Raw genomic sequence first — 21,592 nt, 5'->3', positions numbered from 1 at the left:
TAACATGAAAAAAAGAACCTTACAGCCAGATGAGCCGTTACTGCATGCTTGTCACAGTAAGCCGGTTACCCGGCGCGATTTTATTTCCTGTGGTTTGGCGCTGGGCGGCGGTATTCTGACCAGTGGCTCATTATTTGGCTTGTTTGCCAATCCGGGCAAGGCTTATGCACAGCTGTCACCGGATCTGGAAGCCTTAAAGCTGCAGTGCGGCATTAATGTGCAGGGCGCCGGTAAAATTCCGTTTATTTGTTTTGATTTAGCCGGTGGTGCTAACTTTGCGGGCTCTAATGTGTTGATCGGCGGAGCCGGCGGCCAACTGGACTTTATCTCCACCCAGGGCTATAGCCGACAGGGCTTACCCGCAGATATGCTGCCCTCTGCCGGTTTGGTTGATCAGCAGTTAGGCTTGGCCTTTCATAGCGACTCACAGTTGCTGCGGGGTATTTTAGAGCGTACCAGCGGCGCGACCCAGGCGCAGGTGAATGGCAGTGTTATTCCGTCCCGCTCTGAAAATGATACCGGCAATAATCCGCACAACCCGATGTATGCCATCGCGAAAGCCGGTGCAAATGGCTCTTTAATGCCATTAATTGGCTCGCGCAATTCTGATTCAGGTGCCAATTCGATGGCGCCAACCGAGTTTTATAACCCGGAGTGGCGGCCCACCAAGATTGACCGGCCCAGTGATGTCACCGGCTTAGTGGATGTCGGCGATCTGTTTGGCTTGTTAGATCAGTCTGATGCGGTGGCGGTGATGGAGTCGATTCAACGGATCAGCCATCAGAAGATGGGCCGGGTGAATACTGGCGTCAATCGTGATGAGGTGATTAAAGATCTGATGCGATGTGGCTATGTGAAAAGTGCAGATCTGGCCGATCGTTTTGGTAATCCGGCCACGCTGGACCCGGCTGCAGATCCTGATATTGTTGGTGCTGCCGGTATTTTCAGTGTGGCTGAATTTAATGGCGATGCTGAGTTTCGCAAGACCGCATCAGTGATGAAGCTGGTGGTCAATGGCTTTGCCGGTGCGGGTACGATAACCATTGGTGGTTATGATTACCATACTGGTGAGCGTGGCACCGGTGAGCTGCGTGACTTACGGGCGGGGCGCTGCATTGGTGCCTGCCTTGAGTATGCCGCCAGGATGAATCAGCCGCTGATGATTTATATTTACAGTGATGGTTCGGTGTCAAGTAATGGCCGCATTGATGACAGTGTTAATGGTCGCGGTAAAGGGGAGTGGACCGGGGATAGCTCGGCCACAGCGGCCTCTATTATGATGGTGTATAACCCTATGGGGCGGCCGCAGCTGCTTGGCAGCTCACCGCTGGAGCAAGCCAGACGGCAGCAACTGGGCTTTATGCGCCCGGATGGCTCGGTGGAAACCGGCTCATCAATGGCGGCGAATAACGTGAACTTGCTGGTGCAAACGGTGCTGCTAAATTATTTAGCACTGCATGGCGAGCAGGGGCGTTTAGCCGAGGTGGCGCCGTTCCATGGTTTGGGCAATGCAGCCAGTATTGACCGGTTAACGGCTTTCGCGCCGATTATTTAAATCTCAGGGGCTGGTGCTAAGGTGCCAGCCCGGAAGAGACATATAACCGGTGTTCATCGCTGATAATAATGGCTTCGTAGCCGTCTAGTTGCTCGATAAGCGCCAGCCCGGCTTCTAAGCCCAGTACAAAAAGGGTGGTTGAAAGCGCATCGGTAGTGCTGGTATCAGGCCCAATCACTGACACGCTGAGCAGGCCACTGGCGCTGTGGCCGGTTTTTGGATCCAAGATATGATGATAACGCACGCCATCTTCAATAAAGTAGCGCTCGTAATCGCCTGAGGTGCTAATGGCGGTATTCTGCAGCGGTAATTGCGCCGCTTGCTTATCGCTCTGCCGGGGGTGTTTTACCGCCACCAGCCAGGGCCGGCCGCGTTTATCACCGACTAAGCGGGTATCCCCCCCTGCTGTAACAAGGGCATGCTCAATGCCGGCGGCCACCAGCAATTGCGCCGCCTGCTCAACGGCGTAGCCTTTGGCAATGCCGCCTAAATCTACTCTGACGCCAGGCTGGCTAAAGCGGATCTGGTTATCAGCCAAAAAGGCAATATGTTGATAATTGATCAGCGGTTGTGCCTTTAACACCTCATCCGCATTGGGTTTTTGCCGCTGGCGGTAATCATAGTAAAAGCCGACAGAAGCAAAGGTAATATCAAAAGCGCCGGCACTCAGCCTGGATATCTGTGCGGCTTGTTGCATTAACTGGTAAAGCTCAGCCGATACCTTTACCGGCTCAGTGGCAGCCCGTTGGTTAAGCTGACTCACTTCGCTGCTGCTGATATAGGTACTCATCAGCTGGTTAATGCGTTCAAACTCTGCCGGTACCGCGTTTAATAATGACTCGGCCAGGGCCGGTTGTTCAGTCCAGAACTCCAGATACGCCGGAGTGCCCATGGTTTCAAAGGCCAGACGGTGCCATTGTGCCTGCACAGGCAGTATCAGCAACAGGCAGCTGGCGCCGATTAGCGCCTTAGGCCATATCTTCGTGGTAATGAATAAGCTAAACATCGCATTCTTTTAAGCCAGGCAGGTGATAACGCGATTGTTGCAGAGCATTGCTGCAAAAAGCAAGGCTTACCCTCAAGTACGGATAGAGATTAAGCCTTTTGTGGGGGCTATAGTTGCAGTGGTGGGGACTATAGTTTGCCCTGCTTGTTCATTACACGGACTATCAAAGAGGCTCAGTAGCGTCACGACACTTGAATGACAAATCTGCAACAGCTTTAGTTCATACTCACGGTCGGCCTTCAACCAAAGATCTTCAACAACTCTGCAAATAAATCACCGGAATGGGTTATTTATTCGTGCTGCCCTGCCATCTTGCTGTAATATCGTCGATATTGGTGATTATATTTGACCTCTGTCCATTTCGCTCTATAATCACCAAAAGTAGTGACTAATAATGTGAGGGCTAATCCTATCATGGCCAAAAGAGTCATTGTTTCAAATATGCCTTGCGCCGATTTTATCGACAATGCAGAGATATTAGGGCAACTCATTAGAGCAAAGCGGACAGAGCTCGGGTTTAAATTAGCCGATTGTGCAGCACTTTGTGGAATTGGCATCAATACCTTGTCGCGTATAGAAAACGGGAATGCGAATTGCACCCTTGCGGCGGTATTTTCAGTCTTACATGGCTTAGGCATTAAACTGACTTCAAATGTGATGAGCCCGACTACTTCAAGTCATCAAGACGAGTGGATTTGATGATGGTGAATACTAAGGCTTTAAATGTAGATGCCTACCAACTTAATGTCAGTTATGGCGATGATGTCATCGGTACATTGGCACTGGATAACACCACGCATTTACTGAAACTTAGCTATACGCCACAGTGGCAGCAAAATGGCTTCGCCATTTCGCCTCATCTGCCTCTAAATAATCAGCATTCGCCAGGAGTTGCCTACAACTATCTTGATAACGCCCTACCAGAGGGCGAAGCGCGCAGGTTACTTGCTGAAAACCTCGGGGTATCTGAAAAAAATGTCTACTCTCAGGTTATGGCTATTGGCCATGATTTAGCGGGGGCGCTAACCTTTAGACCCGTTAAACAGCGTCAGACTGATGAGACACGGCCGATTTTTAGACGACTTGAACAAACTGAGCTCATCGACCGGCTAAATATAAAAGAAGAGTTCGGCTTGCTCACCTGGGATGACAAACCGCGGCTCAGTGTGGCTGGCGTACAGGATAAATTAAATGTCTTTATTGATGAGGCCGGTAGCCTTGGCTTTGGTGAAGGCTCACTTTGTTCTACGCATATCCTGAAATTTGAAAGGAAACATAGTCCCAACCTCGTGTTAAATGAATTTTTTTGCATGATGCTTTCCTCTGCGATTGGTTTGCCCACGGCAGAGGTTCATTTTAAACGGTTTGGACCTCATCCAGCGCTTATCGTCAAACGCTTTGACCGTAAATACGTCGCAAATGCCGATAAAGTCATGAGGCGACATGTGATAGACGGTTGTCAGGCGTTAAACTTATCAAGAGAACACAAATATGAACGTAATCTTGGAGATGGCAGAGACGTTAAGCACATTCGGGATGGTGTGAGCCTGCAAAAACTCTTTCAGTTTTGCCAGAGTACGAGCTCTCCGGTAGAAAGCACACATTGGCTTATCCACTGGCAACTTTTTAATTTAATGATCAGTAATTTCGACAGTCATGGTAAAAACGTCTCACTGTATTTTGATAAGCATAGCACCCGATTCACACCAGCCTATGACTTGGTAAATATCGCGATGTTTCCTCAGTTTAAGCCTTTGTTAGCGATGGGGATTGGAGACGAGTTTGAACCACAAGCTATACATGCCTATCAGTTGGCCGACTTTGCAGAAACTTGCCATATCGATAAGAAGTTATTGTCACGATTATTAACCCGTCTCGCAGATAAAGTCATTCAGCAACTCTCTGCACAAGGCCATAGCAATATTTTTATCGATCATTTAAAAGAGCAGCCTTACATCACAGCAAGTGATATTGCGTATTTTAAGGCATTAAGTAACAACATCCTGGAAAAAGCAATCTACTTAAAAAAACAGGCAATCACTATTCCAGTAATCAGGGTATAGTCATCTGGCCATGCATCTTGCATTAATTGGGTAAATCCAGCGTCCTTAGGCACAGTGGGGGCTTTATGTTTATTGCTCTGCTAATGAGCAACGCAAAAAGCAAGGCCTGACCCCCAGGGAGGAGAACAGATTGCCGCTTTATTTAGCCATCTAAACGTATAGAAGTTGACTTTCTGCGGTGTTTTGCGCAAAGTAGCGGCTATGTCAGTTAACCGGGTGTGGCTATGCCTATTAAAGTGATCGATCAATTGCCGGCGGTGGAAGCCTTGTCGGCCGAAAATGTGTTTGTCATGACCGAAAGCCGGGCGCAGGCGCAGGATATCCGGCCGCTGAAAATCGCCATTTTAAATCTGATGCCCAATAAAATTGCCACTGAAATTCAGTTGTTGCGCTTATTGGCGAACAGCCCGTTGCAAGTGGATATTGATTTGCTGCGCATTGATGATCATGTCAGTAAAAATACGCCACCGAGCCATTTAAACTGCTTTTACCGGTATTTTTCTGATGTTCAGCAGCAAAAATATGATGGCCTGATTATCACCGGCGCACCTTTGGGGCTGGTCGATTACGAAGATGTCACTTACTGGGCGCAGTTTGGCGATATTTTGCGCTGGGCCGATAATAACGTGACCTCTACCTTATTTTTATGCTGGGCGGCGCATGCTGCGCTCTATCAATACTATGGCTTGCAACGTGAAATTCGCGGTGAGAAACTCTCAGGCGTATACTGGCAGCAAGTTACGCAGCCCTTGTGTCCTTTGGTACGTGGCTTTGATGATGCGTTTTTAGTGCCGCATTCACGCTATGCCCAGGTACCCAAGCAAAAATATCAGCAGCATGATGATTTGCATATTCTTGCTGAAGCCGATGTCACCGGCGCATACCTGTTACAAAATAGCAGTGGTAGCCGGGTCTTTGTTACCGGCCATCCGGAATATGACTTGACTACCCTGAATGATGAATACCAGCGCGATTTAACCGCTGGCGTTAGCGCTAAACTGCCTGAGAACTACTACCGTAATAATGATCCGTTGCAGGGGCCGCAAAAACTGTGGCAAAGTCACGCCTTTTTATTATTCAGCAACTGGCTGAACTATTATGTATATCAGGCCACACCCTTTGAGTTGAGCCAAATTGGCCGCAGCGCTTAACTAATTGAGAAAGTTATGATGGTTGAGAACCTTATGATGGCAAGACTTACCCCAGAGCATTTTCGCCAGCTGTTGGCCCAGCGCATTTTTATTCTGGATGGCGCTATGGGCACCATGATCCAGCAGCATCAACTGCAAGAGGCTGATTATCGCGGTGAGGAATTCGCTGATTGGCCCAGTGATGTCAAAGGCAATAACGACTTACTGGTGTTAACACAGCCAAAACTGATTGCCGAGATTCACCGCCAATATTTACTGGCTGGCGCCGATATTATTGAAACCAACAGCTTTAATGCCACCAGCATTGCCATGGCTGACTACCAGATGCAAGGGTTGTCGGCGCGGATTAACCGTGAAGCCGCCGCGCTGGCGCGTCAGGTGTGTGATGAAATCACAGCGCAGCAGCCTGAAAAACCCCGTTTTGTCGCCGGTGTGCTCGGCCCCACTAACCGCACCGCCTCGATATCGCCGGATGTTAACGATCCGGGCTTTCGCAATGTCAGCTTTGACGAATTAGTGGCAGCTTATACCGAATCGACCCATGCCTTAATTGAGGGCGGTGCCGATATTATTATGCTGGAAACTATCTTTGATACGTTAAACGCCAAAGCGGCGGCCTTTGCGGTGCTCAAAGTATTTGATGAAGTGGGCTACAAGCTGCCGGTGATGATTTCCGGCACCATCACCGATGCCTCGGGGCGCACCTTATCGGGCCAGACCACCGAAGCTTTTTATTACAGCCTGACCCATGTCGAGCCGGTAAGTTTTGGTCTTAACTGTGCGCTGGGCCCGGATTTACTCAGGCCCTATGTCGAAACCTTAGCGACGATATCCGAAGCTTATGTGTCGGTGCATCCGAATGCCGGCCTGCCCAACGAGTTTGGCGAATATGATTTGGACGCCACTGAGATGGCCAAAGAAATAGCCGATTGGGCGGCGCAGGGCTTTTTAAATATCGTGGGTGGTTGTTGTGGCACCACGCCTGAGCATATTAAAGCCATGGCCGATGCAGTAAAAGATGCTGCGCCGCGCCAGCCGAAACAGCCGGATCACAGTTTTCATCTCTCTGGCCTTGAAGCCTTTTCTGTGGAGTGGTAATGAGACAACAGGCCCGATTTATTAATGTCGGCGAGCGGACTAATGTCACCGGCTCGGCGAAATTTAAAAAGCTGATTTTAAATGGCCAGTTTGAAGCTGCGCTGGATGTAGCGCGACAACAGGTTGAAAACGGCGCCCAAATTATTGATATCAACATGGATGAGGCGATGCTCGACAGCAAGGCTGCCATGGTGCGCTATTTAACCTTGTTAGCTTCTGAGCCGGATATTTCGCGGGTGCCTATCATGGTGGACTCCTCCAAGTGGGAGGTGATTGAAGCGGCACTGAAATGTATTCAGGGCAAGGCGGTGGTGAACTCGATATCCCTAAAAGAAGGCGAGGCGCCCTTTCTGCACCAAGCCCGCTTATTACGCCGCTATGGCGCTGCCGTGGTGGTGATGGCGTTTGATGAGCAAGGTCAGGCCGATACCAAGGCGCGCAAAGTAGAGATCTGCCAGCGAGCCTATAAGATACTGACCGAACAAATTGGTTTTCCGCCAGAAGACATCATTTTTGACCCGAATATTTTTGCCGTCGCCACCGGCATTGAAGAGCACAACAACTACGCAGTAGATTTTATTGAAGCCACCCGTGAGATAAAGCGGCTGTGCCCGCACGCGAAAATTTCTGGCGGCGTATCTAATGTGTCGTTCTCGTTTCGCGGCAATGATGCGGTACGCGAGGCCATTCACTCGGTATTTTTATACCATGCTATTGGCGCCGGTATGGATATGGGCATTGTTAATGCCGGCCAGCTGACCGTCTATGATGATATTCCCGCACTGCTAAAAGAGCGGGTGGAAGATGTGATTTTAAACCGCCGTGATGATGCCACCGAGCGCTTGCTGGAGATTGCCGCCCAGTTTAAAGGCGATGGCAGCGTAGCGGAGAAAATAGACGATGCCTGGCGCAGCCTGCCGGTGAATAAGCGGCTGGAACATGCGCTGGTCAAAGGCATTACCGATTTTATTGATATCGACACCGAAGAAGCCCGCCAGCAAGCTGACAAACCCTTACATGTGATTGAAGGGCCGCTGATGGACGGCATGAATGTGGTTGGCGACTTATTTGGTGAAGGCAAGATGTTCCTGCCGCAGGTGGTTAAATCGGCCCGGGTGATGAAAAAAGCCGTAGCCTACTTGCAGCCCTTTATTGAGCAGGAAAAAGAAGGCGGCCGCGCCCAGGGCAAGGTGCTGTTGGCCACGGTAAAGGGCGATGTGCATGATATCGGCAAAAACATCGTCGGCGTGGTGCTGCAATGCAATAATTTTGAAGTGATTGACTTAGGTGTGATGGTGCCCTGTGCTGAGCTGTTGCGGGTTGCCAAAGAGCGGGATGTGGATGTTATTGGTTTATCTGGCTTAATTACGCCATCGCTGGATGAAATGGTGCATGTCGCCAAAGAAATGACCCGCCTGGGCTTTACTCAACCCTTACTGATTGGCGGCGCTACCACCTCTAAAGCCCATACTGCGGTGAAAATTGAGCCTCATTACGCCCATGGCGTGGTGTATGTGCCCAATGCCTCACGCAGTGTCTCTGTGGTGCAGTCGTTAATTACCCCGGATAGCAAAGCCGATTATTTAGCCCGCATTAAAAACGACTATGTGGTGGCGCGTGAGCAGCATGCCCGTTCCCGCCCCGGCGAGAAACTGCTGAGCTTAGCCGAGGCCCGTGCCAATAAATTTCAACTTGATTTAACTAAGGTAGCGCCGGCACCGAAACAAACCGGTGTGCACCTGTGGCCGGATGTGGATTTAAATCTGCTGCGCGAGTATATCGACTGGACGCCGTTCTTTTTAACCTGGCAGTTATCGGGTAAATACCCGGCCATTTTAAACCACGCCGAAGTCGGCATAGAAGCGCGCAAGTTATTTAAAGATGCCAATGCCATGCTCGACACCATGATTAATGGCGGCCATGTTAAAGGTAAAGCGGTATTTGGCTTGTTCCCGGCCAACAGTGTGGGTGACGATATTGTGGTCTATAGCGACGAGACACGCACTGTTGAAAAAGCCCGTTTATATAACCTGCGTCAGCAACTGCAATTACGCAACAATGCCGCTAACTGCAGCCTGGCCGATTTTATCGCGCCGCTTGAGAGCGGTGTTAAAGATTATATTGGTGGTTTTGCGGTCAGTACCGGCTTTGGCGCCGATGAATTAGCTGCTCAATTTGCCGCCGAGCATGACGATTACAACAGTATCATGGTAAAAGCGTTGGCGGATCGTTTAGCAGAAGCCTTAGCCGAGTACCTGCATTTACAAGTACGGCGTCAGTACTGGGGCTATGCCAGCGATGAAAATCTGGCTAACGAGCAACTTATCCGTGAGTTGTATCAGGGCATTCGGCCTGCACCCGGTTATCCGGCGTGCCCGGAGCATACCGAAAAAGGCACCCTATGGCAGTTACTCGATGTGGCGACGCAAACCAATATAGTACTAACCGAAAGCTATGCCATGTGGCCCGGCGCTGCGGTCAGTGGCTGGTATTTTGGCCATCCCGACAGCAAGTATTTTGCGGTCAGTAAAATTGGCGACGATCAACTCAGCGAGTATGCCGCCAAAAAAGGCTGGAGCCGTGAGCAGGCTGAAAACTGGCTGGCCCCAAATTTGCGCTGATAACAGAAAAAAGGATAATTTTTTAACCGGGCATTACTCTGCAGCGACTAATGCCTGATTAAGTGTTGCCGCCAATACCGCCAGCTCCACCGGCTTGGTGAGCATATCGGTAAAACCACTGTCGCGGATTTGTGCGCTCAGCTCACTTGAATGGTGGGCGGTCAGGGCTAACACTGGTACCTCATCCAGCGCGGGGTTTTGGCGCAGCGCCTGTAAAGTGGCAAAACCATCCATACCCGGCATTTCAATATCCAGCAAAATCAGCGCGGTGCTGTGCTGCTGCAGCCAGGCCAAGGCTTGCTCGCCACTACTGACCACTTCGGCATGATAACCGAGTTTTTCCAGCATCAGTTTTAACAGATTTTGATTAAAGTAATTATCATCAATCACCAGTATTTGCCGACCTGTACTCACGGCCAGGGGGAGCCTGGACTGACTGGCTTTAGTGACTGGCAAGCTCAGCGTAAAACTAAAAGTACTACCAACACCAGGCTGACTGCTTAGTGTCAGCTTAGAGTCCATTAATTGTACCAATCGCTGACAAATGGTCAGGCCTAAGCCGGTGCCGCCGTATTTACGACTGACCGAATTATCGGCCTGATGAAACGGCTGAAATAGCTGTGCTTGCTCTGCCGCGCTGATGCCAATACCGGTATCTGTCAGGGCAAAATGCAGTTGCTCGTCATTAAGGGCGCTAATCTGTAAAGTGATACGGCCTTTTTCGGTAAACTTAATGGCATTACTCAACAGGTTCATTAACACCTGGCTTAAGCGCAGCGGATCGCCACAGCGGCGGTCGCTAATGTTTTTGGGCAACAACCGTTGATAGTCCAGCCCTTTGTGACTAAGCTGGCTGCTAAACAACTCTTCCACCTGACTGAGCATATCACGCAGTGAAAAGTCAGTTTGCTCCAGTGCCATCTTGCCTGCTTCTATTTTAGAAAAATCCAGAATGTCATTAATGACACTGAGTAAAATTTTACCGGCTGAGCGTATTTTCAACAGGTAATGCTGTTTGCGTTCCACGGCGCTGGTGGCTTCGGCCAGCTCGGCAAAACCCAGTACCGCATTGAGCGGCGTCCGCAATTCATGGCTCATGTTAGCCAGAAACTGTGCCTTGGCCAGGGTGGCGCTTTCTGCTGCTTCCCTTGCTTGTTGCAGCTGCGCCATGGTCTGCTCCAGATGTTGAGTACGCAAACTGACTTGCTGACTTAAACGCTGTTGTTCGGTAATGGCACTATGCATGCGCCAGCGGTGCAGCAAATACAGCAAAGTGATGCTGAGCAGCAGGTAGGCCAGCAGCATGCTCCAGTGCCAGTACCAGGGGCTGGCTATCTGAAAATACAGGCTATCGGCAACACTGATCTGACCTGCGGCATTTTGCGATCTGAGTTGAAACTGATAGTGGCCACTTTTCAGATTGGTGTAATCGCGATAGTGTTCATGACGCCAATTAGACCATTCGGTATCGTGACCAACCAACCTGACTTGCAGTTGATCGGGTTGCAATGGGTTGTAATTAGGGCTGCTAAACTGAAATCGCAGGTTACGCTGCTGACTATTCAATTGCATCAGCTCTGGCAGCACACCGCCACTGTAAAGAGGCTGTTGCTGATCAACCAATACTTTGCGCAGCAAAGGCGGTTTTGGCTGATGCAGCTGATATTGATCGTCAGCAAAGCGAAAGATACCCTCAGCCCCACCAAACCATATCAGTGGTAGCTCCACCAGTATGGTATCCAGCGGTATATCAGACAACGGCTGCAGGGCGCTACTTTGCCAATGATACTGCCCTTTGGCATCAGGAATGGCGACGCCGGCAGAGCGGGTGCCAATAATGTTATCCCAGAGTAACATCCACACCCGGCCTTGCTCGTCAATAGTCGGATTGCGCACCCAGGGCGGCTCAGCACCAAACAGCGCTTTAAACGCCTCAGCCAGCTCAAATTGCTGCACATTGTCATTAAAGCTCAGCATGCCGCGGACTGAGGCAATCAGCAGTTGTTCGTTAAAAAGATGCACCGAATTGCGGTTCAGGCTGGGTAAGCCATGTTCCTTGGTAAAGCGTTTTATCGCCAGGGGCAGCGACGCCCCACCTTGCCAGGCTGCGGGCAGTTGTAACTGATAAACGCCATGCGCCAGTGTGCCCAGCCATAACTGACCATCGGCCAGCTCAACAATGCTGTTTAAATTACCACTGACCCCGGGTAACCGGCCTTCGTCTTGCCAGGCACCATCGACAAAGCGCATGGTGGCTAAACCATCCTGTAAGCCAACATAAACCCTATCGGGTTGTAAACGGGACACCTGCAAAATTTTGCTGGCCTGAGCTGAGGGGCGGACCAGCGTTAATTGCTCATCGATTAATTGATAGACTCCATCATTATTAGCAATTAATAAACGTTGGTTAAATTCGGCAAAGCCCCAGGTTTGCTTTTGCAGTGGCGCTAACTGTTCAAAGTGACCCGCGCCATCTTCGCGCGGCGCTAAGCGGAATAAGCCCAGGCTGGTACCGGCATACAGTTGTTGCTGATAACGGGTTAATGCCAGCACATTGCCAGCCGGGCCGCTAATGCCATGATGTCCGGTAATGGCGGTATTTAAGGCCACCCTGGATAAGCCATGATCCAGCGCCAGCCAGAGACCACCTTGATGGTCCTGATACAAGGCTCTGACATTATGATCAAGTAAACCTGAGTTGCTGTTAAAATGGCCGGAGAGCTCACCTTGTTTATTAATAATAAAGACACCGTTTTGCACTGTACCTAAGGCAACATCACCGTTGTTCAGTGTCAGGCCACTGTATAATACAGCGTCTTTCAATTGCTGATCAAAAGCGGTAGTAAAGCGTTGTAACCCTTGGTCGTTGATTAAATACAGCCCTTGTTCACGACTGCCTGCCAGCAGGGTGTTGTCGTCAAAGGCTTCCAGCACAAACAGGCTTTCCTGGGCAAAGTGATCGCCGCCTGGCACTAACTGAAAGTTGTCCTGCTGCATTTTCAACAAGCCAGTGCCTTCTTCGCGTATATACAGCTGTTGGTTAACCCAAAAGGCTTTTAAAAAGCTGCTGTTAGTGCGCCAGACATCTATTTTGTCGTCTCGCAGGCGGAATACATAATCTCGGCTGGTAAAGTAGACACTGTCAGCACTGGCAAAAGTTTGTCTTACATCCTGAAAATCGCGGAAACTGGGCGGTACTAAATGCAATAAAGACTGATAACGGGATTGGCCATCACTATGATCGATATAGCCAATATCGCCTTTGGCACCCACATATACCCGACCATCTGGCGACATCGCCAGGGAGCGGGCAACCGATTTATTACCGGTTTGCAAAGTACGCCAAACCTGGCCATCGTATTCCAGCACCCCCACATTATTACCGACATAGAGCAGACCGCGTTGATCTTGCACTACAGCCCAGTTTTGAGTGCCGGCGTGATAATCTTTCGGTTTAAGGTTATGCAGCATCGGCATACCCTGCTCGAAGGCTGCGGCTTGCGCGGGTGACAGCGGAGTCAACATGGCAAAAAAACCAATGACCAGGCTCAGCAAGCCATGCCAGTGATAGCGTGACAGAATAAGGTCAGGCACAGTGAACTCCATTTCTTTGCCGGTGCCGGCAGACTGACTAGCAGACTATCTTAGCTGGAGTCTGCAGTGGAGCCAAGCATTCTGGTGATGGCAGTCTTGCTTTTTTCGGCTCTGGGCTCTTAATCGGCTTGTATTTGCAGTATCATAGCCGCACTTAACCTGTAGAGTAGGCTCAAATGGCCGTTGTTGGCTGGAGATTGCGTGAATAAGCCGTATCAGTTAGATCTTATCATTCGCCGGGTGCCGGTACAGGCCGCATTAACTTGGCTGCAGCAAGCGTGGCAGTTGTTTAAGCAGGCACCACTGGTGTGGATCCAGATGTTTGTTACCATTGCTTTAATGGGCTTGCTGGCGCAAATACATCAGTTGACTATGATAGCGTTTTTCTTTTTAAATTATTTTTTAACTGCGGGCTTTTACCAGGCCGTGGCGTTAAAGCAGCAAGAGCAGAGCATTAATCTGGCTACGCTGTTTAAACCCTTGAGCGACACGGTTTGCCGGGCAGTATTATTGCGCCTTGCGGCGTTGCACTTATTGGCCTCAATGCCCGGTGTATTGTTGCTAAATGAGCTACAGGCGCAAATCGGTAATGAGGCGGTAAGTGGTGTTACCGTATTGCTACTGGTGGTGTATCAATTAATGATTTGGATGTTGTTTGCCTACGCTGTCGCCATCGCTTACTTTTTAAAGCAGCAACGCTTACTGCCTATCTTACAGGCGAGTTTTACCGCCTGTTGGCGTAATATTCAGCCACTGGTGCTTTTTGCGTTAATAGCGATTGCCCTGACATTGTTAAGTATTCCCACCATGTTGCTGGCGTTACTGGTGGTGATGCCGCTGTTAAAAATTGCTTTTTTTATGTCATTTCAGCAATTGTTTGCGTTGCAAGTGAGTAATGAGCGCGATGATATACTTGAAGTCTAGCCATGCCAGAGCTTAAAGACTTACAGCAGCAGGCTTTGCAGTGGTTAAGCCGGCGCGATCACAGCGCAGCGCAGTTACGGCAGAAATTGCAGGAAAAAGGTGCCAGCCCTGAGCAATTAACGGCAGTGGTTGATTGGAGTATGAAGGCGGGCTATCTGGATGAGCAGCGGTTTTTAACCATGCTGGTGCGTACCCGCAGTCGCCAGGGCTACGGTTACCGTTACTTGCAGCAAGAATGCCGTCAGCATCAACTGGATGAGCAGTTGCTTTCGGCAGCGGTGGCCGAGCAGCAATTAGATTGGTGGCAGCTGGCAGCACAGTGTTATAACAAAAAATTTGGCGATAAACCCTGCGCTGACTTTAAAGATAAACAAAAGCGCATGGCCTATTTACAACGGCGTGGCTTTAGTTACGAGCAAATAAACGCCATTTTTAACCCTTAGATTGAGCATTAACCGGACGGATATTTTCATGAGCATGACTTCAGCCGACATCAGGCAGGCTTTTTTTGACTACTTTGCCAGTAAGCAACATAGCGTGGTGCCCAGCAGCTCGCTGATCCCCGGCAATGATGCCACCTTACTCTTTACCAATGCCGGCATGGTGCAGTTTAAAGATGTCTTTTTAGGACAGGATCAACGGCCATACAGCCGTGCCGTGTCGGCTCAACGCTGTGTGCGGGCAGGCGGTAAGCATAACGATCTGGAAAACGTCGGTTATACCGCGCGCCACCATACTTTTTTTGAGATGCTGGGCAACTTTAGTTTTGGCGATTATTTTAAGCGCGAAGCCATTGCTTACGCCTGGCAGTTTTTAACGGAAGTGGTAAAACTGCCCAAAGAGAAGCTGCTGGTTACGGTATACGCCAGCGATGATGAAGCCTACGATATCTGGTTAACGGAAATTGGCGTGCCGGCTGAGCGTATTGTGCGTATTGGCGACAACAAGGGTGCGCCCTATGCGTCAGACAACTTCTGGGCCATGGGCGATACCGGGCCATGTGGCCCTTGCACCGAAATTTTTTATGATCATGGTGAGCATATCTGGGGTGGGCCACCAGGCTCAGCCGAAGAAGACGGCGATCGCTTTATCGAGATCTGGAATATCGTCTTTATGCAATTTAACCGTCAGGCCAATGGCGAGATGCAGCCCTTACCTAAACCCAGTGTTGACACTGGTATGGGGCTGGAGCGGATTGCGGCGATATTGCAACATGTCCACAGCAACTATGAAATTGATACCTTTGTGGGCTTGATCAATGCCGCCGCTCAGATCACCGGTGCCAGCGATCTATCCGATAAGTCGCTGCGAGTGGTGGCAGATCATATCCGCAGTTGTGCCTTTTTAATCAGCGACGGGGTGATGCCCGCTAATGAAGGCCGCGGTTATGTATTAAGGCGGATTATTCGCCGGGCAGTGCGTCATGGCCATAAACTAGGGGCTCAGGGTGCGTTTTTTTACCGGTTAGTGGCAGAGCTGGTGCGTCAGATGGGCGATGCCTATCCTGAACTGCTAGCGAAACAAGCCATCATTGAAAGAGCGATAAAACAGGAAGAAGAGCAATTTGGCAAAACACTGGAGCGCGGTCTGACTATTTTAGCTGACAGCCTGGCTAACCTCAGCACTCAGGTGATTCCTGGTGATGTGGTATTTAAACTCTATGATACCTATGGTTTTCCGGTGGATTTAACCAATGATGTGGCGCGTGAGCGCGGCCTGACCATTGATCAGGCTGGCTTCGATGCCGCTATGGCCGAGCAGCGCAAACGTGCGCAGCAGGCATCACATTTTGGCACCGATTATAATGCTGCGTTAACTTCAGCTCAGCTCACCGAGTTTACCGGTTATCAGAATGAATTTGGCAATGCCAGAATTGTAGAGATTCTGGCTGAAGGTAAAGCAGTGAATCGTTTGGCGACCGGCGAAACGGGTGTAGTGATTTTAGATCAAACCCCCTTTTATGCCGAGTCAGGTGGCCAGGTCGGGGATAGTGGCCAACTCTTACTGGCAACAGGTGAAGGTTTTACTGTCAATGATACGGTAAAGATTGCCAAAGCCTTTGGCCATAAAGGCGTGGCGACTGCCGACATTGCTGTAGGTGATGCTGTAGCCGCACAGATTAATGCGCCACGTCGTGCTGCCATAAAACGCAACCACTCAGCCACGCACTTGTTGCATGCCGCATTGCGCCAGGTGTTAGGTGAGCATGTTACGCAAAAAGGCTCTTTAGTCGGCCCGGAACGGTTACGTTTTGACTTTAGTCATCATGAGGCGGTAAACCCGGGGGAACTTAACCAAATTGAGCAGTTGGTCAACCAGCAAATTCAATTAAACCATCAGCTGCAAACCCGGCTAATGCCAATTGAACAAGCTAAGGCTGCTGGCGCTATGGCGTTGTTTGGGGAAAAATACGACGACGAAGTTCGGGTGTTATCGATGGGCGACTTCTCGGTAGAATTATGTGGCGGTACTCATGTGAGCCGTAGCGGCGATATTGGCGTATTTAAAATTATCAGCGAGGGTGGCATTGCCTCTGGTGTGCGCCGTATTGAGGCGGTCGCCGGTGAGCCGGCTATTCACTTTATTCAGCAGGTCGAGCAGCAGGCCTTACAAGCCGCAGCCTTGTTAAAAGGCGATCTGTTTAGCTTAAGTGACAAAGTACAACAAAGCCTGGAGCGAAGCCGAAGCTTGGAGAAAGAGCTGGAGCAATTAAAAGCCAAGCTTGCTAGTCAGGCAGGGGCCTCGCTCAGTGGCCAGGCGCAAGACGTTAACGGCGTACAAGTGCTTATTCAGCAGTTGCCAGCAACGGATCCCAAAGCCTTACGTACTATGTTAGACGAGCTTAAAAATAAGCTGGGCGAGTCGGTTATTTTACTAAGTACGGTAAATGATGACAAAGTCAGCCTGATTGCTGGTGTCAGTCAAACGCTGACAGATAAAGTGCATGCCGGGCAGCTGGTCGCCTGGGCGGCAGCTCAGTTGGGTGGTAAAGGTGGTGGTCGGCCAGATATGGCTCAGGCCGGCGCCAGCAATAGTGCCGATTTAGCCGCTGTATTAGTGGCAGCTGAGCAATATATTGCCGATAAACTGGCCTGAACAGGCTAGTACAAAAGGCCAGTTAACCTGGCCTTTACTGAATTTAACGAAGTAGGGCGCAAAACTTTGCCTAAAGGTGCTACATTCGAGCTACACTGTATACAGTTCAACGCGTTATATCGGTAAAAGCCTATTGCTGGCTTTTCAAGCTGGCATTGGCTGAGGTATGATACGGCGCTAAAACATCTGCGACAGCAAAAAAATGCTGTTAGTTAAAGGAAAAGGAGCAAACCAATGCTAATTCTTACTCGTCGTGTTGGAGAGACACTGATGATAGGTGATGAAGTCACCGTGACTGTATTAGGCGTTAAAGGCAATCAGGTTCGGATTGGCGTTAATGCTCCTAAAGAAGTGTCAGTCCACCGTGAAGAAATCTACATGCGTATTCAAGCTGAGAAAGACAGCGGCGGTGGCGATTTCGGCGACAATTCATAATACTGTTGTTATCTGGACTTTTCTGGTTTTCTGCTAATATTAGCGGTTAGCTGCTAATTATTGTACGAATTGCTTAAAAGGTCGGCAAACAGCCGGCTCGGTTCCAAAAATTGTTTGACTTATTTTCCTGAGACATTAATATACACGCCGCAACATAGCGCGGAGAAATGGCCGAGTGGCTGAAGGCGCACCCCTGCTAAGGGTGTATAGGGGAAACTCTATCGAGGGTTCGAATCCCTCTTTCTCCGCCATTTTTTTAGACCGGACGCATAGCTCAGCTGGATAGAGTACTCGGCTACGAACCGAGCGGTCGGAGGTTCGAATCCTCCTGCGTCCGCCATATACGAAGACACCCGCTAAGAGGCAACTCTAAGCGGGTTTTTTTATGATATCCAGATGCTACTTGACGCAGGCAGGGTGAGAAGCGATTTGTTTTTTCATTCATCGCCAGTGCAGCTTCATTATGCTATAACAGTATTATTCTATTCAGGCTTACTAACACAACAACTTAGGGTGTCAGGTGTCTGTCAGTAGCAACTATATTCTTGATTTTCAAGGCAAGGTAAAGACGCCCAGCTCAGCGCCAACGAATGAACTGGTGCTTTGCCGACACTGCGATTTACTGCAATACCTGCCGCCATTGCAAATGGGGCAAGAAGCCCATTGCCAGCGCTGTGATTTAAAACTGGATGCCCGCCAGCCAGAGCCAATGCTGCGACCTATGCTGTATGCCAGCTCAGCGCTGTTAATGTTATTACTGGCTAATTTATTTCCCTTTGTGAGTATGGGGGTGGCGGGTAACCGTAGCGAAATCCATTTTTTTGATACTTCTGCGGTACTCTTTGGTGAATTTCAGCAAGGCTTAGCTATTCTGGTATGGCTGTTTATTCAGGCTATTCCGGCATTTTGTATGGCGGCAGTGATTTACCTGCACCTTGGCATGCGCTATGCGTTACCGTTTCGGATGTGGTTTGCCAGGGTGCTCTATATGCTTAAACCCTGGAGCATGGTCGATATTTTTTTAATGGGCCTGCTGATAAGTTTTGTCAAGTTAGTCAGCAGTGCCGATATTTCACTGGGGGCAAGTTTTTGGGCCTTTTGCCTGTTTTGCTTATTTCATTTGCGTACTTTTCAGGTATTAGATCGCCATGCACTATGGGCCAGAATCGCCGCTAACCCACAACCACAGTTTTTAGCAAAAGCCGGACAAAATGGTCTGCAGCAGCAGTTAAAACTCTGCCCTTGTTGTACTGCGCTTGTTCCCGTGCAACAAACACATTGCAGCCGCTGTCATACAAAGGTCAATGCCCGTTTTCCTGCCAGCCTGCAACGGACACTGGCGCTGCTGGTCACCGCCTGTATTTTATATATACCAGCCAATTTGTTGCCTATTATGCGCACAGTGTCCTTTGGCAATATTACGGACTCGACTATTATCAGTGGTGTTATCTTAATGTGGCAGGATGGCGCCTACCCGGTTGCTCTGATCATTTTACTGGCCAGTGTGGTGATACCGGTGCTGAAAATTATCATCATGTTCTGGCTCTGTTATCTGGCCAGTCAACCTTTAGCCCGTAAAAGTCATCTGAGTACCCGGGTATTCCGTCTGGTAGACTGGGTCGGACGCTGGTCTATGGTGGATGTGCTGGTGGTGGCGATTATGGCAGCGTTAGTCAGGTTTGACTTGTTAATGAGTGTCTATCCGGGCGTGGGTGCCTTACTATTTGCTGCTGTGGTCATCACCACTATGTTAGCAGCGGTGAGTTTTGATCCAAGATTATTATGGGATACATCAGTAACCGAGGAAGGAGAACGTCGTTGAGTGAGGTGTTAACAGCTAAGGTGACGCCAATTCGGCAGTGGTCACCGATTTGGATAGTACCACTGGCCGCTATTTTAATTGGTCTGTGGATGCTGTTTAATCATTTTTCGCAACAAGGCGCGATGTTACTGCTGATTGCCGAAGATGCCGAAGGCATTATTGCCGGTAAAACCCAAATTAAAAACCGTAGTGTCGATGTGGGACAGGTGGTTTCGGTTGAGCTCAGTGATGACTTAAAGCAGGTACTGATTACCGCCCGCATGAAACCCGCCGTCACCCCTCTGGTTAATGAAGGTTCGCAATTTTGGGTGGTAAAACCGCAAATTGGTCGTGGTGGCGTAACAGGCTTAAATACTTTGCTATCTGGTGCCTATATTGAGTTAAAACCTGGAGATAGCGCGCAAACGCAGTTAAGGCATACGCTTCTGAGTAACCCGCCCATAGCCTCAGCAGATGCAGCTGGTATCCGTATAAAGCTGGACGCGGCCGATTCTTCAGGGTTAAGTATTGGCGACCCTGTGTTGTATCGTGGCTATGAAGTAGGTACTGTTGAACTCAGTGAGTTTGATTTAGTCGAACGGCGCACCCGTTATCAATTATTTATCCGCCAACCTTTTGATGCCATGGTGACTGAAAACATTCGTTTTTGGCGCAGCAGTGGTTTGTCGTTAGATTTATCTGCTGAGGGGCTTAAGGTCAATATTGGCTCTGCCGCCACCTTACTCAGTGGTGGCGTCAGTTTTGACTTGATGGATGGCTGGCCGCAAGGGCAACCGGCAGCAGATGGCACGGTATTTCAGTTATTTGCCGATAAGCAAAGCATTCAGGATGGGATGTACAACCAATATGTCGAATACCTGGTGTTTTTTGATGAATCGGTACGAGGGTTAAAAGCCGGTGCGCCGGTAGAATACCGCGGTGTCAGGGTGGGTACTGTGGCCAGCGTGCCGTTTTTCTTTAGCATGGAGCGGCCGTTTGAAGTGTCGTTAAATCAAGGTATTCCGGTACTGATCCGCATTGAATCTGGCCGCTTGTATGAAAACCTGAGTTTAGCCCAGCTACGCTCTGAGTTAGATCAGGCGGTAGAGCAAGGTTTGCATGCCATTTTAAAAACCGGCAATCTGTTAACGGGTGGGCTTTTTATCGATTTAGACATTAACCCGGATTGGCAGCAGGAAGAACGGCATCAAGCGTTGTTTGCCGAGCAGCAACGCTTAAGTTTAGCGGCGGGTTATCCTGGTTTACCTTCAGCGCGCAGTGGTTTTAGCAATATCGAACAAAAAATTCTGTTGGCACTGGATAAAATTAACCAGTTGCCATTAGCCGAAGTGTTACAACAAGGTCAGCAAACCTTAGCCGCCACCGATCAATTGGTGCAGCAAAGCCAATTACTGCTAAATGATGTACAGCATTTTATGCAGCAACCGGCGTTGCAACAGTTGCCGCAAAATCTGCAGGCTAGTCTGGCAGAAATGCAAACCATGATGCAGGGATTAAGCCCGGGCTCTGCGGCCTATAATCAGGTGAATCAAAACCTGCAATCTTTGGATCAGGTGCTTCGAGATGTGCAGCCTTTGCTCAAACTGTTAAACCAACAAAGCAATGCATTGATTTTTAATGCCAGCCAACAATCCGATCCAGAGCCAAGGAAAGCGAAACAATGAAACTGCTGTCTGTATTTTTGTGTACTGTGCTGCTCAGCGGCTGCAGTTCTGCCCCGACAAATCAGGTCCGTTATTATCAGCTGGCCTTAACCGAGCCATTAGCTGAGTTAAGCCAGGCACCAATAACGCTCCAGCTAAAACAGGTGCAGGTCGCCCCATTTCTAAATGGAACTGGCCTGGTACTTCGGCAATCGGCGGTTGAGCTGAATATTGCCCGCCAACATTTATGGGCAGAGCCACTGGAGCTGCAGTTAAATCGGTTATTGCAACAACAACTAAGGGCCGCCCTGCCAGCGATACAGTTTCAACAACTACCGGCTGGCAGCTTAAGCTTATCTATTCAGCTGTCGCAGTTTTATGCGACCGAGCAGGGTGAGGCAGTGATCAGTGGCTTTTACCAGCTGGGCCATGATGCTGCGCCTAAAGCCCAGGCTTTTAGTTATCGTCAGCCGTTGCCAGAACATGGTTATGCGGCCATGGTGCAGGCATTAAGTCTGGCCTGGCAGCAATTGGTAACGGATTTAAGCGAAGAAATTTTGACACTATCAATTTAAGCTGGCTAG

The 21,592-nt window shown here is 49.6% G+C and carries 15 protein-coding genes and 2 tRNA genes; 15 read left to right on the top strand and 2 right to left on the bottom strand.

The window, feature by feature from the left end:
- Positions 1-4 precede the first annotated feature (4 nt).
- Positions 5-1,555, top strand: a complete 1,551-nt coding sequence (locus V7D78_RS05915) for a hypothetical protein (RefSeq protein ID WP_333607512.1) — start codon at positions 5-7, stop codon at positions 1,553-1,555.
- Positions 1,556-1,571: 16 nt separating this feature from the next.
- Here the strand turns inward: V7D78_RS05915 and V7D78_RS05910 are convergent, their stop codons facing one another.
- The gene (locus V7D78_RS05910; protein WP_333607511.1) at positions 1,572-2,561 is read right to left on the bottom strand and encodes an FAD:protein FMN transferase; all 990 of its coding nucleotides are present in this window, start codon (positions 2,559-2,561) and stop codon (positions 1,572-1,574) included.
- Positions 2,562-2,975: 414 nt separating this feature from the next.
- Between V7D78_RS05910 and V7D78_RS05905 the strand changes: the two genes are divergently transcribed.
- The 5 genes from V7D78_RS05905 to metH all read left to right on the top strand — a co-directional run bounded on the left by V7D78_RS05905 (position 2,976) and on the right by metH (position 9,494).
- A complete protein-coding gene (locus V7D78_RS05905; RefSeq protein WP_333607510.1) occupies positions 2,976-3,260 on the top strand; it encodes a helix-turn-helix domain-containing protein in 285 nt (94 codons plus the stop codon).
- Complete coding sequence (locus tag V7D78_RS05900; RefSeq protein ID WP_333607509.1) at positions 3,260-4,624, top strand: HipA domain-containing protein; 1,365 nt, start codon at positions 3,260-3,262, stop codon at positions 4,622-4,624. Before V7D78_RS05905 ends, V7D78_RS05900 begins: the two co-directional genes overlap by 1 nt.
- Positions 4,625-4,848: 224 nt before the next feature.
- Entirely contained in the window at positions 4,849-5,775 is a 927-nt protein-coding gene (locus V7D78_RS05895) for a homoserine O-succinyltransferase (protein WP_333607508.1), read from the top strand.
- Positions 5,776-5,808: 33 nt separating this feature from the next.
- A complete protein-coding gene (locus V7D78_RS05890) occupies positions 5,809-6,873 on the top strand; it encodes a homocysteine S-methyltransferase family protein (RefSeq protein ID WP_333607507.1) in 1,065 nt (354 codons plus the stop codon).
- Positions 6,873-9,494 carry a methionine synthase gene (metH, locus tag V7D78_RS05885; RefSeq protein ID WP_333607506.1) on the top strand — a complete coding sequence of 874 codons (2,622 nt, stop codon included), beginning with the start codon at positions 6,873-6,875 and terminating at the stop codon, positions 9,492-9,494. Before V7D78_RS05890 ends, metH begins: the two co-directional genes overlap by 1 nt.
- A gap of 33 nt (positions 9,495-9,527) precedes the next feature.
- On the opposite strand, the gene V7D78_RS05880 is transcribed toward metH, so the two are convergent.
- Entirely contained in the window at positions 9,528-13,088 is a 3,561-nt protein-coding gene (locus tag V7D78_RS05880; protein ID WP_333607505.1) for a hybrid sensor histidine kinase/response regulator, read from the bottom strand.
- A 201-nt stretch (positions 13,089-13,289) separates the two neighbouring features.
- On the opposite strand from V7D78_RS05880, the gene V7D78_RS05875 reads away from it, so the two are divergent.
- The 9 genes from V7D78_RS05875 (at position 13,290) to V7D78_RS05835 (ending at position 21,583) form a co-directional block, all read left to right on the top strand.
- Positions 13,290-14,012 carry a hypothetical protein gene (locus tag V7D78_RS05875; protein ID WP_333607504.1) on the top strand — a complete coding sequence of 241 codons (723 nt, stop codon included), beginning with the start codon at positions 13,290-13,292 and terminating at the stop codon, positions 14,010-14,012.
- Between the two features lie 2 nt (positions 14,013-14,014).
- On the top strand, positions 14,015-14,455 hold the full coding sequence (locus tag V7D78_RS05870) for a regulatory protein RecX (protein WP_333607503.1): 441 nt from the start codon (positions 14,015-14,017) through the stop codon (positions 14,453-14,455).
- A 34-nt stretch (positions 14,456-14,489) separates the two neighbouring features.
- The gene (alaS, locus tag V7D78_RS05865; RefSeq protein ID WP_442886503.1) at positions 14,490-17,108 is read left to right on the top strand and encodes an alanine--tRNA ligase; all 2,619 of its coding nucleotides are present in this window, start codon (positions 14,490-14,492) and stop codon (positions 17,106-17,108) included.
- A 234-nt stretch (positions 17,109-17,342) separates the two neighbouring features.
- On the top strand, positions 17,343-17,543 hold the full coding sequence (gene csrA / locus V7D78_RS05860) for a carbon storage regulator CsrA (protein WP_333607501.1): 201 nt from the start codon (positions 17,343-17,345) through the stop codon (positions 17,541-17,543).
- Positions 17,544-17,704: 161 nt separating this feature from the next.
- Positions 17,705-17,794: transfer RNA gene (locus tag V7D78_RS05855), tRNA-Ser, on the top strand.
- Between the two features lie 12 nt (positions 17,795-17,806).
- A tRNA-Arg gene (locus tag V7D78_RS05850) sits at positions 17,807-17,883 on the top strand.
- Positions 17,884-18,063: 180 nt separating this feature from the next.
- Positions 18,064-19,365: a PqiA/YebS family transporter subunit gene (locus V7D78_RS05845; protein ID WP_333607500.1), complete on the top strand. Its 1,302-nt coding sequence runs from the start codon at positions 18,064-18,066 to the stop codon at positions 19,363-19,365.
- A gap of 5 nt (positions 19,366-19,370) precedes the next feature.
- Positions 19,371-21,029: an intermembrane transport protein PqiB gene (pqiB, locus tag V7D78_RS05840; protein WP_333607534.1), complete on the top strand. Its 1,659-nt coding sequence runs from the start codon at positions 19,371-19,373 to the stop codon at positions 21,027-21,029.
- Positions 21,026-21,583 carry a PqiC family protein gene (locus V7D78_RS05835; protein WP_333607499.1) on the top strand — a complete coding sequence of 186 codons (558 nt, stop codon included), beginning with the start codon at positions 21,026-21,028 and terminating at the stop codon, positions 21,581-21,583. The genes pqiB and V7D78_RS05835 overlap by 4 nt, the downstream gene beginning before the upstream one ends.
- Positions 21,584-21,592: the final 9 nt, after the last annotated feature.

This window comes from Arsukibacterium sp., from assembly GCF_036735525.1.
Taxonomy (GTDB): domain Bacteria; phylum Pseudomonadota; class Gammaproteobacteria; order Enterobacterales; family Alteromonadaceae; genus Alishewanella.
Note: the sequence above shows the minus strand (reverse complement) of the source record. Positions and strands in the feature narration are given on the sequence as shown.